The 13,700-nt window shown below is 70.3% G+C and carries 14 protein-coding genes; 8 read left to right on the top strand and 6 right to left on the bottom strand.

Going from position 1 to position 13,700, the window contains the following annotated elements; all coding sequences use genetic code 11:
• Window positions 1-2: 2 nt before the first annotated feature.
• The 3 genes from ACOCEP_RS29230 to ACOCEP_RS29220 all read left to right on the top strand — a co-directional run bounded on the left by ACOCEP_RS29230 (window position 3) and on the right by ACOCEP_RS29220 (window position 2,577).
• Entirely contained in the window at window positions 3-773 is a 771-nt protein-coding gene (locus tag ACOCEP_RS29230) for an IclR family transcriptional regulator (RefSeq protein WP_482332286.1), read from the top strand.
• Between the two features lie 32 nt (window positions 774-805).
• Window positions 806-1,981 (top strand): 4-hydroxybenzoate 3-monooxygenase, encoded by a 1,176-nt coding sequence (locus tag ACOCEP_RS29225; RefSeq protein ID WP_482332285.1) that lies wholly within the window; start codon window positions 806-808, stop codon window positions 1,979-1,981.
• 77 nt (window positions 1,982-2,058) lie between these two features.
• Complete coding sequence (locus ACOCEP_RS29220; RefSeq protein ID WP_482332284.1) at window positions 2,059-2,577, top strand: hypothetical protein; 519 nt, start codon at window positions 2,059-2,061, stop codon at window positions 2,575-2,577.
• Between the two features lie 312 nt (window positions 2,578-2,889).
• Here the strand turns inward: ACOCEP_RS29220 and ACOCEP_RS29215 are convergent, their stop codons facing one another.
• Window positions 2,890-3,465, bottom strand: coding sequence for a TetR/AcrR family transcriptional regulator (locus tag ACOCEP_RS29215; protein ID WP_482332283.1), 576 nt, complete (start codon window positions 3,463-3,465; stop codon window positions 2,890-2,892).
• A 103-nt stretch (window positions 3,466-3,568) separates the two neighbouring features.
• On the opposite strand from ACOCEP_RS29215, the gene ACOCEP_RS29210 reads away from it, so the two are divergent.
• Window positions 3,569-4,105: a hypothetical protein gene (locus tag ACOCEP_RS29210; RefSeq protein WP_482332282.1), complete on the top strand. Its 537-nt coding sequence runs from the start codon at window positions 3,569-3,571 to the stop codon at window positions 4,103-4,105.
• On the opposite strand, the gene ACOCEP_RS29205 is transcribed toward ACOCEP_RS29210, so the two are convergent.
• The gene (locus tag ACOCEP_RS29205; RefSeq protein ID WP_482332281.1) at window positions 4,089-5,852 is read right to left on the bottom strand and encodes a bifunctional sugar phosphate isomerase/epimerase/4-hydroxyphenylpyruvate dioxygenase family protein; all 1,764 of its coding nucleotides are present in this window, start codon (window positions 5,850-5,852) and stop codon (window positions 4,089-4,091) included. The two genes, ACOCEP_RS29210 and ACOCEP_RS29205, sit on opposite strands and share 17 nt — an antisense overlap.
• Complete coding sequence (locus ACOCEP_RS29200; protein WP_482332280.1) at window positions 5,842-6,690, bottom strand: shikimate dehydrogenase; 849 nt, start codon at window positions 6,688-6,690, stop codon at window positions 5,842-5,844. Before ACOCEP_RS29200 ends, ACOCEP_RS29205 begins: the two co-directional genes overlap by 11 nt.
• 110 nt (window positions 6,691-6,800) lie before the next feature.
• Between ACOCEP_RS29200 and ACOCEP_RS29195 the strand changes: the two genes are divergently transcribed.
• Both ACOCEP_RS29195 and ACOCEP_RS29190 read left to right on the top strand, forming a co-directional pair.
• Window positions 6,801-7,442, top strand: coding sequence for a TetR/AcrR family transcriptional regulator (locus ACOCEP_RS29195; protein ID WP_126732242.1), 642 nt, complete (start codon window positions 6,801-6,803; stop codon window positions 7,440-7,442).
• A 121-nt stretch (window positions 7,443-7,563) separates the two neighbouring features.
• Window positions 7,564-8,928, top strand: coding sequence for an MFS transporter (locus tag ACOCEP_RS29190; protein ID WP_482339840.1), 1,365 nt, complete (start codon window positions 7,564-7,566; stop codon window positions 8,926-8,928).
• Here the strand turns inward: ACOCEP_RS29190 and ACOCEP_RS29185 are convergent.
• Entirely contained in the window at window positions 8,826-9,401 is a 576-nt protein-coding gene (locus tag ACOCEP_RS29185) for a TetR/AcrR family transcriptional regulator (protein ID WP_482332279.1), read from the bottom strand. The genes ACOCEP_RS29190 and ACOCEP_RS29185 overlap by 103 nt on opposite strands.
• 79 nt (window positions 9,402-9,480) lie before the next feature.
• Between ACOCEP_RS29185 and ACOCEP_RS29180 the strand changes: the two genes are divergently transcribed.
• Window positions 9,481-10,377 (top strand): SDR family NAD(P)-dependent oxidoreductase, encoded by an 897-nt coding sequence (locus tag ACOCEP_RS29180; RefSeq protein WP_482332278.1) that lies wholly within the window; start codon window positions 9,481-9,483, stop codon window positions 10,375-10,377.
• On the opposite strand, the gene ACOCEP_RS29175 is transcribed toward ACOCEP_RS29180, so the two are convergent.
• Entirely contained in the window at window positions 10,367-11,755 is a 1,389-nt protein-coding gene (locus ACOCEP_RS29175; protein ID WP_482332276.1) for a PepSY-associated TM helix domain-containing protein, read from the bottom strand. The genes ACOCEP_RS29180 and ACOCEP_RS29175 overlap by 11 nt on opposite strands.
• A gap of 120 nt (window positions 11,756-11,875) precedes the next feature.
• Window positions 11,876-12,421, bottom strand: a complete 546-nt coding sequence (locus ACOCEP_RS29170) for a hypothetical protein (RefSeq protein WP_482332275.1) — start codon at window positions 12,419-12,421, stop codon at window positions 11,876-11,878.
• 57 nt (window positions 12,422-12,478) lie between these two features.
• Here ACOCEP_RS29170 and ACOCEP_RS29165 point away from each other — a divergent pair, with 57 nt between their 5' ends.
• A complete protein-coding gene (locus ACOCEP_RS29165; protein ID WP_482332274.1) occupies window positions 12,479-13,669 on the top strand; it encodes an MFS transporter in 1,191 nt (396 codons plus the stop codon).
• Window positions 13,670-13,700 lie beyond the last annotated feature (31 nt).

The raw sequence follows: 13,700 nt of genomic DNA, 5'->3' as shown, positions 1-13,700 counted from the left end.
GGATGCCCGGGAATCTGTCGACGCCCGGCGCCAGCGTCACGTCGCGGGCGTTCGCGCTGCTCGGCGCCTTCGACGTCGACCATCGAGAGCTGTCCCTGACCGAGCTCTCGGAGCGGGCCGCTCTCCCGCTGCCCACCGCGCACCGGCTCGCCCGCGAACTCGTGGGCCTGGGAGCGCTGGAGCGGCGCGAGGACCGGTACGCCGTCGGAAGGCGGCTGTGGGACCTCGGGCTGCTCGCGCCCGTCCAGTTCGAACTGCGGCAGGTCGCCGCTCCCTTCCTCCAGGATCTCTACGGCGCGACCGGCGCCACGGTGCACCTCGGCGAGCGTGACGGCGACCAGGTGCTCTACCTCGACCGGCTCTCCGGGAACGCGTCCGTGCCGGTGGTCAGCCGGATCGGCGGACGGCTGCCGCTGCACGCCACCGGGGTCGGGAAGGTCCTGCTGGCCTGGGCACCGGAGGACGTTCAGCGGCAGGTACTCGCCTCGCTGACCCGCGTCACGCCGTACACCGTCACGCAGCCCGGGCGCCTGCGCGAACAGTTGCGCCGCGTCCGGCGAGAGGGTTACGCGCAGACCGTCGAGGAGATGAGCCGGGGTGCCTGCTCGGTCGCCGTCCCGATCCGGCCGTCGGGTGGCGAAGTCGTCGCGGCGCTCGGCCTGGTCGTTCCCGATCTGAGCCGGGGCCGGGCCCGGCTGATCTCCGCGCTCCAGGTCGCCGCCGCCGGTATCGGCCGGAGCCTGCGGGTTTCACTGAGTGGAAGCGGGCGCTAGCGGTTCGGCGACCGGGCGGCCAGACTCCGGTCATGCGTACCCCAGTCGCCATCGTCGGCGCCGGCCCGGCCGGACTGCTCCTGTCGCATCTGCTCGATCTGGCCGGGGTCGAATCGGTGATCGTCGAGACCCGCTCGCGCGAGTACGTCGAGGCGCGGATCCGGGCCGGCATCCTCGAACAGTCCACAGTGGACCTTCTTCGCGAGGCGGGACTCGGTGCGCGGCTCGACCGTGAAGGCGACGAGCACCGGGGCATCTACCTGCAATGGCCCGAAGAACGCCATCACCTCGACTTCGTGGCCCTGGTGGGCCGAAGCGTCACCGTGTACGGGCAGACCGAGGTGACGAAGGATCTCGGCATGGCGCGCGCGGCGGCCGGGCAGCAGATCCACTACGAAGTCACCGACACCGCCGTTCACGGCATCGATACCGAACGGCCCTACGTCACCTTCACCGACGCGGAAGGCGCACGACAGCGGTTGGAGGCCGACGTCGTCGTCGGCTGCGACGGCTCCTTCGGGCCCTGCCGCACCGCGATCCCCGACGCCGCGAAGCAGACTTGGGAACGTACCTACCCGTACTCGTGGCTCGGGGTGCTCGCCGACGTCGCCCCGTCGACCGACGAGCTCATCTACGCGTGGCATCCCGACGGTTTCGCCATGCATTCGATGCGCTCGGCCACCGTCAGCAGGCTGTACCTGCAAGTGCCCAACGGCACCGACATCGACGCCTGGTCCGACGACCGGATCTGGGAGGCGCTCGCGACCCGGCTCGGCCACGGCCAGCACGGCTGGACGCTCACGCCGGGGCCGATCACCGACAAGAGTGTGCTGCCCATGCGCAGTTTCGTGCAGCAGCCCCTGCGGCACGGCCGCCTGTTCCTCGCCGGCGACGCCGCCCACATCGTGCCGCCCACCGGCGCGAAGGGGCTCAACCTCGCCGTCGCCGACGTCGCCCTCCTCGCTCCCGCGCTGGCCGCTTTGGTGCGAGACAAAGACTTCGCGCTCGCCGACGCCTACTCCGACAACGCACTGCGCCGGGTCTGGCGGTGTACGCACTTCTCGTGGTGGATGACGACGATGCTGCACCAGTCCGGCGACCCGTTCGACCGGCAGTTGCAGCTTTCGCAGTTGCAGTGGCTGGCGCGGAGCGAAGCCGGACGGACGGGCCTGGCGGAGAACTACGCGGGCCTGCCCATCGGATTCTGATCGGTGATCCCCCGTGACCGCATAGGATCGCTCCGGCCGGACGTCCTGGTTCCGGCGGAGAGCTGCGGAAGGCGAGCATGTCCCCCTTATCGTTCGCGAGCATCGAGTCCATTCCACTGGTATTGCAACTCGCGGTGGGCCTGGTCGGCCTGATCGTCTCGGTCAAAGGACGCGCTCGGGGCGTCTCCGGCCTGATGGTGGCCGCGTTCGCGGTCATGCTCGTCACGACGGTGATGGCCATCGTGTGGCAGTTCCTGGCGTTGAACGTGCCGGACTGGAGCGCGTCCGGCGACCTGTCCATCGACGCCATCCGCACGATCTACCTCGCGGTCGCCTTGGTGTTCGACATCGCCTCACTGCTCTCCTGGCTGCTGGTCGCGATCGCGGTCGTCAAGAGCGGCCGTCCTTCCCAGCGGCAGCAGGGCTTCGCACCGCCCGCCGGCTACCCGATGGCCGCCCAGCCGGGCTACCCGGCCGCACAGCCCGGTTACCCCGCCGCACAGCCTGGCTTCGCTCCTCCGGCTCAGGCACAACCGACTCCTCCGGCCCAGCAGCCGCCGGAACCCCGTTCGCAGGCAGAGCAGCCGCCGAGCTGACACCCGACCCGCCTCGCCCATGACGGCCGTAGGGCAATTGTGTCCTGTCGGGCGGGGAGGCCTTCACGGACCGGTGCTCGGGGGCGCTCGGCGAAGTGAAGGGAGCTTTCCCCTCATCGCACGCGAGGAAAGTCCCCTTCGCCACAGCTGGTGCGGTCCTTGTGGGCGACGGAAGGCTCGGACACGTCGCGAAAGCCACTTTCGCGACGCCTGATGTCCCGAAAGTGGCTTTCGCGACACCGAAGCCCGCATCCAGCAAGCGCCCGAACACGCCACATTTGCCTTACGGGTCACTAGAACCGGCTTTACCACTCACGAGGTGACGTGAAGCCGCAGCAGGTCTTCGACTCCTTCGAGGAAGGTTTCACAGATCGGCGCGGGATCGGACAGGCAGCCGGTGGCCATCGCGCCGTCCCGCAGCAGGACGAAGCGGCGAGCCGCGAGTCCGGCCGGAGCGCTCCCCGCTCGGGCCAGCACTTCGGTGATCACCCGCGCGAACCATTCGCGGTGGGCGAGGACGGCTCGATGCACGGGATGTGCCGGATCCGGGTACTCCGACGCCGCGTTGAGGAAGGCGCAGCCGCGGAATCCGGGTGACCGGATGCCTTCCGCGATGTTCCCGGCGATCGCCCGCAGGGTGTCCGGCGCCGCCGTCCCCCTGGCGACGATGGCGTCGATCTGGCCACGGATCGCCTGGTCGGCTTCCTGCAGGTAGTAGACGATCAGGTCGTCCTTGCCCGGGAAGTGCCGGTACAGGGTCGCCCGGGTCACCTTGGCCTCGGCCACGATCCGGTCGATACCCACGGAGTGGATGCCCTCCGTGTAGAAGAGCCTGGTCGCCGTGGTGAGCAGCCTTGTGCGCGCTTCGGACGCTTGACGTTGAGACATTACGGCCAGCTTACGGGATAGAACGTTCGGTCTTGACCGAACCCGCGCGCAACTGCCAGAGTCCATGTAGACCGAACGTTCTCCTCACTTCTAGGGAGCCATTGTGAGCAGCCGCACCGCCATCCTCGCGCCCACCCTGCGACGCCTGTACTTCGTTCGCTTCGGCTTCGCGCTCGTGTGGGCCGGCCTGCTGTTCGCGAGCGCGTCCAAGCTCGGACCGGTCAGCGTCGCGCTGCTCGTGCTGTATCCCCTGTTCGACGTCGGCGCCGCCGCAATCGATCTTCGCTCGGCACAGGACGCGAAGCCCGCGCCCGGTCTGTACGTGAACATCGCGATCAGCGCGTTCGCCGCCGCCGGCCTCGTGTTCGCCGCCACCTCCGGCATCCCGTCGGTGCTGCGAGTCTGGGGCGCTTGGGCGATCGTGTCGGGTCTCGTCCAGCTCGCCGTCGGCGTCGGCCGCCGCGAACTGGGCGGTCAGTGGGCGATGATCGCCAGCGGGGCCATCTCGGCTCTCGCCGGGACTTCCTTCGTCCTGCAGGCCGCCCGACCGGACGCCTCACTGCTGAACCTGGCCGGATACGCCGTCCTCGGCGGAGTGTTCTTCCTCGTCTCGGCGATCCGGCTCAGCGCGCGAGGCTGAGCCGCCGTTCCCGGTGCGCGGTCATGTACACCGGCGTGTTCACGACCCCGTACCCGCGATATCCGCCGATCCGTTGCACGACCTCGAAGAACACCCGCGATCCGACCAGTTCGGTGCAGAAGTGCAGGAACTCGCCGGAAGAGTCCCGGTCGTACAGCACCGAGTTCTCCCGGAGAGCGGCCGAAAACGGCAGATCGAACCGCGCGTCGAGGTCGTCGTAGTAGTTCCCGGGGATCGAAAGCAGTGGCGCGCCCGCCTCCCGCATCGCCCTCGCGACCGCGATCGCGTCCTCGCAAACGAGGGCGATGTGCTGGGGCGAAGGCACTCCCGGCGCCCACTCCCCTCGCCGCACCAGGGCGCTGTCCAACGTCAGCCGGACGTCCCGGTTCCCGACCGCCCGGCTGCGCACCAGCCCGAACGGCGCCGCGAATTCGGACACCGGCTCGGGCCGCAGGCCGAGCACCGAACGGTAGAACAGCGTCGCCTCGTCGAAGTGGTCGAAGGGCTGGGTCAGGGCCACGTGGTCGATGCCGGTGATCCCCACCCCCGCCGGAAGCGCCCCGGTGGGAACGAAGTCGCGAAGCCATTCTTCGTTGCCACAGAAGAAGATCTCGGTCCCGTCCGGCGCGGCGACGGCGGAGAGGTCCGCCTCGCCCGGGCCGTGCTCGCGGGGCAGCACGGGCGCGAGCAGGTCCTCCGCGCGCCGGGCCGATCCGGCCGGGTTCGCGCTGGTCAGACCGAGTGCGCTGATCGTGCCCGCCGCGGCGGCTTCGTTCACCAGCAGCCGTGCCGATCCCTGTTGCCACAGGCGAACCGGTTTCGAGCGATGCGTTCCGACCTGCGTGAAACCGAGCTCCGCGAGCACAGTGGCCGGAACCGCGAGTTCCGCGAAGGCGTGCCCGTCCAGCCGGGGCGCCTCGGGAACCGCGAGGGCGCCGACGGATTCCCGCAGCGCCACCAGCGATCGCATGGCGTCGACGGCCGCGGGCCGCGGGTCAGCCTGCCGGAAGACGTCGTTGAACACCTCCAGCGAAAGCGGCCCTCGATAGCCGGCCGCCAGCACGTGCCCGGTGAACGTGGCCAGGTCGAACGCGCCCTGTCCGGGGAAGAGCCGATGGTGCCTGCTCCAGTGCAGCACGTCCATGTCCAGCAACGGCGCGTCGGCCAGTTGCAGGAAGAAGATCTTCTCCCCCGGGATCGTCCGGATCGCGCGAGGATCGCTGCGCCGCGACAGGATGTGGAAACTGTCGAGGCAGACTCCCAGCGCCGGATGGTCGGCCCGCCGCACGACGCGCCACGCGTGCTCGTAGGTGTTCACGAACCGGCCCCACGCGAGCGCTTCGTAGGCGACGCGGATTCCACGGGACGCGGCCAGCGAAGCCAGCTCGCGCAGTTGCTCGGCGGCCAGATCGTCGTCGTCGACGGCGTCGGGCGAGACCGACGAACAGACCAGGACGGTGTCGGCCCCGAGTTCGGCCATGAGGTCGAACTTCCGCCGCGCCCGGCGGAGATTCGCACGGAGCACGTCCGGCGGTACCGCCTCGAAATCGCGGAACGGCTGGTAGAGATCGATCGTGAGGCCGAGGTCCGCGCAGAGCCGCCTGATCTCCGAAGGCGTCCGCCGGGACGCGATCAGGTCGTTCTCGAAGATCTCGACGCCGTCGAAGCCGGCCGCTGCGGCCGCGGCGAGTTTGTCCTCCAGCGTGCCGGAAAGGCAGACGGTCGCGATGGCGGTGTCACCGGGCATGGGCGGGATTCCCTTCCAGCGCTTCGAAATGCCGGAGCATCCGGTCCGCGTCCGGTTCCGCGCCGGTGAACAGGCGGAACGAGTCCGCCGCTTGGTAGACCACCATCCCGCCGCCGTGCAACGTCCGGCAGCCCCGCTCTCGCGCCTGTTCGAGCAGCGAGGTCGCCAACGGCCGGTAGACGATGTCGGCCACCCACATGCCCGGGCGCAGCGCCCCGGCGGGAACGGGCGATCCCGGGTACGCCGCCATCCCGGTCGGGGTGGCGTGAACGAGGCCGTCGGCCATCCGGACGTCTTCGAGGGAACCGGTCAGGGCCCGGTCGTCGCCGAACCGCCGTCGCAGCGCGTCGACCAGGGTTCCGGCACGCGCCGAGTCGACGTCGTGGACGATCAGCCGCCCGGCGCCCAGCGAGAGCAGGGCATGGGCCACGGCCGCGCCCGCGCCGCCCGCGCCGAGGAGGACGACCGTGTCCATGTCGGCGTCCGGCAGCCCCTGGATGAGGTTGCGGGCGAAACCGGTCGCGTCCGTGTTGTGCCCGGTGGCGAGCCCTTCGCGGAACACCACCGTGTTCACCGCGCCGAGCGCCGCGGCGTCCGGCGCGACCTCGTCGAGATAAGGCAGTACCAGCTGTTTCACCGGATGCGTGATGTTGAGACCGTCGAAACCCGCGGTCCTCGCGGCGGCCAGCACCTCGCCGATCGGCAGCTTCAGCACGTCGAGATCGAGGCGCCGGTAGAGATAGCGCAGCCCGAGCTCGTCGGCTTCCCGTTCGTGCAGCGCCGGGCTCAGCGAAGGCCCGATACCGGTGCCGACCAGGCCGATGAGGTAGCCGCTCACCAAGATCCTCCTTAATGTACGAACTAGTGAGTTCACTGTAGCGCGGACCGCTCGGCACGAGAAGGGCTGCGCTAGAGTGGGGCCTCCACCAGCGGTTCGGAGGGAGTCAGGTGGCCGCACCGTCGTCCGAGGTCGAGCGCCAGCGCGACAAGGAACGCACCCGCGCCGAAATCCTCGCGGTGGCCACCAGGGAGTTCGCCGACAAGGGCTACGCCGGCGCCAGGGTGGACGAGATCGCCGCCCGCACGAGCACCACGAAGCGGATGATCTACTACTACTTCGGCGGCAAGGAGCAGCTCTACGTCGCCGCACTCGAACGGGCGTACGCGACCATCCGCGCCCTCGAACAGGATCTCGACGTCGACCATCTCGAACCCGAGGACGCGATCCGCCAGCTCGCCGAGCTCACCTTCGACCACCACGAGGCGAACCCGGACTTCATCCGCCTCGTGAGCATCGAGAACATCCACCACGGCGAGCACATCGCGCGTTCGGAAGCCTTGTCCGGCATGGCGAACCCGGCCCTCGACGTGCTCACCCGCATCCTCGACCGCGGCCGCGAGGCCGGCCGGTTCCGCGACGACGTCGACGCGCTCGACGTGCACATGGTGATCAGCTCGTTCTGCGTGTTCCGCCTCGCGAACCGGCACACCTTCTCCGCGATCTTCGGCCGCGACATGCTCGACCCCGCGCGCCGCGATCACTATCGCCTGATGCTGGGCGATCTGGTGATCGACTACCTGACGGCCTGAATTCCCGGCTCTTGACAACCTCGGCACCGTCTCACAGGCTGTATTAACTAACTAGATCGTACATTGCTGGCTCATCCCCTGGAGCGTCGACGTGGCCTCTCCCTCCCCTGGCACGCAAGGCATGCCCCGCAAGGCGGCGTTGGCCGCCTGGATCGGCAGCGCCTTGGAGTACTACGACTTCTTCATCTACGGAACCGCCGCCGCACTGGTGTTCAACAAGGTCTTCTTCCCCGCGTCCTCCCCCGCCACCGGCACACTCCTCGCGCTGGCGACCTTCGGCGTCGGCTACCTCGCCCGGCCGGTCGGCGCGTTCGTGCTCGGGCACGTCGGCGACCGGCTGGGCCGCAAGAAGGTCCTGGTCTTCACGCTGGTGCTGATGGGCGTCACGACATTCCTGGTCGGCTGCCTGCCGACGTACGCCTCCGTCGGCGCGCTCGCGCCGGTCCTGCTGGTGATACTTCGCCTCCTGCAAGGACTTTCGGCCGCCGGGGAGCAGGCGGGCGCCAATTCGATGTCACTGGAGCACGCGCCGCCCCACCGGCGCGGCTACTACACGAGCTTCACCCTCAGCGGTACCCAGGCCGGGCAGATCCTCGCCACCGCGGTCTTCCTGCCGATCGCCGCGCTCCCCCAGGAGCAGTTGCTCACCTGGGGCTGGCGGATCCCGTTCTGGTGCAGCGCCGTCGTGGTGGTCGTCGGGTTCGTGATCCGCCGCAAGATCGACGAAACCCCGGTGTTCGAACAGAACCGGGCCGAGGTCGCCAAACTGCCGGTCGCCGTGCTGTTCCGGACGCACTGGAAGGACGTTCTCCGCGTCGTCGTCGCGGCCACGATCGCTTCGGTCAGCACGATCTTCACCGTCTACGCGCTGAGCTACGCGGTCAACACGGTCGGGCTGGAACGTGGGCCGATCCTGTGGGTCGGCGTACTGGCCAACGTCGCCGCGCTGGTCGCGATCCCTTTCCTGGCCGGGCTTTCCGACCGGATCGGCCGTAAACCGGTGTTCGTCGCGGGCTGCCTCGCCTGCGCGGCGCTGATCTTCCCGTACCTGTGGTCCCTTTCGGACGGTTCGTATCCGCTGATCTTCGCCGTCGGAATCCTGCTGTTCGGCGTGGCCTACAGCGCCGTCAACGGGGTGTGGCCGTCGTTCTACGGCGAGATGTTCAGCGCCAAGGTCCGGCTTTCGGGCATGGCGATCGGCACGCAGATCGGGTTCGCCATCGCCGGCTTCGCCCCGAGCGTGGTGGCCGCGATCGGCACCGGGAAGGGCGACTGGCTCGGCGTCGCCGTCTTCACCGCCGCCGTGTGCCTGGTCAGTGCCGCGGCCGCGCTCACCGCCCGCGAGACACACGACGTGCCGACCGAGGACCTCGGCGCGGACGGTCAGAACCCCGGCCAGCCTCGCCGAAGGAACACGAACGCGGCGTCCAGCGCGGCGGCGGGATCGGCCTCGACCCCGGCCAGGTCCGGGACCTCCAGGACGTAGCGCGCCAGCAGGCGCACGGAGAAATCGTCCTGCCCCGACGCTTCGGCGATGACCTTCGCGAGCGCGTCCTCGCACCCCGTCCACAACGCCCTGGCGTAGGCGCGCAACGCCGGGGTGGCCACCACCAGATCCGCGACACGCCGCGCCAGTGGATCAGGATCCGGGTCGAACGGGCCACGGGTCGCGAGGAAGTCCCGCAGCGCTTGCAGGATCGACGTGCCCTCGGCCCGGTCACGCACCGCGGCGGCCAAGGCCGCTTCGCGTTCGTGGCCGTGGCCGAGGATCAGCGCCTCCTTGCCGCCCGGGAAGTGCGCGAACAGCGTGGACACCGCCGTGTCCGCGGCGTCGGCGATCTCCGCGACGGTGACGTTGTCGAAACCCCGTTCCAGGAACAGGTCTCGCGCCGCGCCCGCGAGGGCCTGGCGCGTCGCCGCCTTCTTGCGTTCACGCCTTCCCGGCTCGGTCGCTCCCATGCGCCCACCTTACAGCGAAGTCACTCCCAACTCGGAATGAGTGTACTTTCGGAGTGACTTCGACTTTGAGGAGAGCTCCGTGAGCCACTGGGACGTCCACCACCCGCCGCGCGCCGACGGAAAGACCTTCCTGGTCACCGGCGGCAACGCGGGGATCGGCTATTTCGTCGCCGAACAGCTCGCCGGCACCGGCGCCACCGTGCTCCTCGGCAGCCGCGACACCGCCAAGGCGGAAGCGGCGATGACGTCGATCCGTTCCCTGGTGCCGGACGCGAGTCTCGGGCACGTGCGGCTCGATCTCTCCGATCACTCGTCCCTCAAGTCCTCAGTGGACACTCTGGGGATCGACCGGCTCGACGCCGTCGTCTGCAACGCGGGCGTACTCCTGGAGAACCAGCCGAGGCGGGAGACCGCCGATGGCCTCGAACTGACATTCGCCACCAACCATCTCGGGCATTTCGTACTGGTGCACCAGCTGATGCCCTTGCTCGAAGCGGCGGACGCCGGCCGCGTCGTCACCACGGGCAGTTTCGTGGGCAAGTCCGCGGAACTCGATCTGGACGATCTCCAGAGCAAACGGGACTACCAGCCCAAACGCACTTATGCGCGCTCGAAGCTGGCGCAGATGCTGTTCGCCTTCGAGCTCGACAGGCGGCTGCGCGCGGCCGGGAGCCCGGTACTGAGCGTCGTCGACCATCCCGGCGGCGCCCTCGATTCCCTCACCCCGCCGAGGCCGGTGCATCCCGAGGCCTCCGGGCGGAAGTTCCCGGCCGGGCTTCTGGTGCAGGGCAAAGAAGCCGGGGCTTGGCCCGCGGTACGCGCGGTACTCGATCCCGCCGTGCGCGGCGGCGAGATGTTCGGCCCCCGCGTGTTCGGCCTGCGTGGTGAGCCGAGGCTGGAGCCGGTCCGCGGGAAGCTCGCCGACACCGCGCTCGCCGCCCGGTTGTGGGCGGCGAGCGCGGAACTCACACCGTGACGTCGGTCGAGTCCGCTGTGGACCGGCCGCGGGATCGCAGGCCCAGCAGCAGGTCGATCACCAGGAACGCGAGCAGGCTGATGCCGAGCAGCGGCACGAACCAGCCGATCCCGGCGGCGGCGACGAGCAGCCCGACCACCAGGGCGAGCGGGGCCTTGCGCCACTGACCGCGCGGGATGGGGCGCCCGAAGGTCAGCCCGGTGGCCCGGGTCGGCCTGCGCCGCCACCACATGCGGTAGCCGAGCACGACGAGCGTGACCAGACCGGCGCCGAGCAGGAGCAGCACGATCTGGTTGGGCCAGCCGAACAGCACGCCCATATGCGCGTCGATCCCCCACCGGGCGAGCTTGGCCATCAGCGGGTAGTCGTCGAACCGGACCTCGCCCAGGATCTGCCCGGTGGTCCCATCGACCGCGACGGCGTCGACCTGTGTCGGCCAGCCGCGCTCGATTTCCGCCACCTGCCAAGGAGCGCCGGGTTTCGTGGGCAGCCCGATCTCCACCGAGGCCGCGTCGATCCCGGCCGCGCGGGCGGAGGCCAGCATCGCGTCCACGCTCTCGGGCTTCGCGGGCGCCGGTGCGGCAGGAGCTTCGCCATGACCCGCGTGTCCGGCATGCTCGTCGCCGCCGGTCACCTTCAACGCCGGGGTGGCCCAGCCGAGGGATTCACGTAACGCGGAGACGTTCTCGCCCGCATACGCCGACCACGTCAGCCCCGTCGCGGAAAGGAACAGCGCGCCGAGCAGCACCCACAGGCCGACGGATCCGTGACGGCGCACCGACTTCCCGCGCTCGGACTCGGCCTTCTCGGTCCGGCGGGCGCGGCGGCGGCTCACCCACAGCACGAGACCGCCCAGCGCGACCACCCACAACCAGGAGGCGGCCAGCTCGCTGTAGAGCCGTCCCGGTTCACCGAGCAGCAGGTTGCGATGCAACTGGTCGAGCGTGGTCCGGAACGGCAAGGCACCGCTCGAGCCATACGCGACGAGATCCCCGCGCACCTGCGCGGTGGCGGGGTCGACGAAGATCGCGCGCCGTTCGGACTCGCCGAGCCCGTCTTCGGCGAAGAGCACGCGGGTGGTGTCGCCCGGTTCGGGGGCGGGCCGGACGGCGACCAGGTCACCGCCGGGGTTGGCCGCTTGGGCCGCTTTGACCTGGTCGGCCAGGGAGGCCTGATTCAGTCCGACGGGCGCCCGGAGCTGATCGGCGTAGATCCAGGACTCCATCTGCGGCGTCGCCGCGTACAGCACGCCGGTGAGCGCGGCGATGAGGACGAACGGTCCGACGAGAACGCCGGCGTAGAAATGGAGACGGAGGAAGAGCCCGCGCCAGCCGGACGCGCGCGGCGGGCTGGTGGTCGATTCGATTCGTGTTGCCATGGGGGGGGGGAACTCCTGAGGCGTCGGTGGGGAGGCGTGCGCCTGCGCCGCGCGCCGGAGTGGTCACGGCACGCGTGCTGAGCCCTGCCGCGACATGGGGTCTCGGCAGGGTTTCGGGGGTCAGGCGAACGTCACCGGCGGGCCGCGCCGCGACAGCACGTCGCGCAGGAGCGCCTCGGTCGCGGGGAACTCCACCACGAGCGGGACGTGGATCCGCAGCGGCGCCGTCGCCGGCCGCGGGGTCAGGCGGCGCGGAAGAACCGAAGCGATCAGGGCCGTGAGCGCGAACACGGCGTGCTCGGCGCCCGCCAGCACCATCACCACCACGAGGGTCGCGACGGCGTGCCCGGCCGTCATGGCCAGGCCGTTGCCCGGGGTTTCGGCGTGATGGGCGTGCGACTGCCAGGTCAGGAAGGTCAAGCAGGCGTGCATCGCCAGCTGCCCGCCCGCCACCAGGCCGAGGATGGCCAGCGGACCGCGCCGGCGTCCGGCGAACGCGTACGCCACCCAGCTCAGCAGGGCGACGAGCAGCACGACGACACCGAGGTCCGGGGCGCGTCCGCTGGTCCCGGCGTGGGCACCGGTCGCCAAAGTGCCGGTCAGGACCCCCACGGCCCCGCCGCGGAGACGCCTGACCGGGCCTCGGGGCGAGGTCGGCGTGCGCACGGGAGGCAGAGTAGAGCGAGACAGGGCCCGTTGTCTCTCCTTGCTATCGTCACCCCGGTGTTCCGCAGCCTGTCCTTCCTCCGGCTCTGGACCGGGAACACCGCCTCCGGGCTGGCGACCTGGGCGCTGCCGTTCATCCTCGGGCTCGCGGTGCTGGAACGGTCGCTTTCGGCCGTGGACCTCGGTATCGTGCTCGCCGCCCGGACCGTGGGGTTCCTCGTCGCCGTCCCGGTCGCGGGGGTGCTGGCCGACCGGTACCCGCGGCGCGGGGTCGTGCTCTGGGCCGGTCTCGTCGCGGGTGCCGCCACTCCCCTGATCGCGGCCGGTATGGGGCGGTCGGTCCTGGTGACGGCCACCGCGGCCGCCGTCGTCGGCGTCGGGCAGGGCGCGTGCCGCCCGGCGTTCCAGGCGCTGACCGCGGAAGTGATCGCCGAGGACCGGCGTCAGCAGGCCAACGCCGCGATGACGCTCGCCGTCCGGGTCACCACCCTGGTCGCGCCCGGGCTCACCGCCCTGCTCTCCCAGCTCGCTTCGACGTCGGCCCTGGTGATCGCGACCGGGGCGCTGTGGCTGGGGGCGGCACTGATCCCGCCGAGAGGCACCTTCGCGCCTGCGCCTGCCAAGGTCCGCTTCTTCGGCGAGTTCGCCGAAGGTCTCCGCGAAGCCCGCCGTCACCCGTGGTTCCTGGCCGGGCTGGGCGCCCTGACCGCCGTGATCGCGACCGGCTATTCCGCCACCGGGGTCGTGCTGCCGCTGGTCAGCCGCGACCGCTACGACACAGAAACCGTCTTGGCCGCCGGGCTCACCGCGTACACCCTCGGCGCGCTCGCGGGCGCCGTCGTCATCGCACGCTGGCGCCCGAAACGGCAGGGCTGGGCGGCGCTGATCGGGCTCGGCTGCTACGGCTTCGCGCCGCTGAGCCTCCTGTTCCCGGTGCACCCGGCCTTCGTCGTCGCCGCGTACGCGATCGCGGGGCTGGGCATCGAACTGTTCAACGTCCCGTGGTTCACCGCGACCCAGCGGGAGGTCGAGCCGGGGAAGCTCGCACGGGTGTCCTCTTTGGACTTCTTGTTCTCGTACGGCCTGGCGCCCGCCGGGCTCGCGCTCATCGCGCCCGCGATCGACCGGTTCGGGGCGGAGCCGGTGCTGACGGTGTGCGCGGCCGTCTGCTTCGCCGCTCCGGCGGCCGCCGCCCTCGTGCCCTCCTCACGTGACTTCCGGGTAACCGCACCGATCAAGAGTGTCTAGTTCTTGCGCTCACTTGCGGTAATGTTTCAGC

This window comes from Amycolatopsis sp. CA-211722, from assembly GCF_056828465.1.
This window is presented reverse-complemented; position numbering and strand designations above follow the sequence as displayed.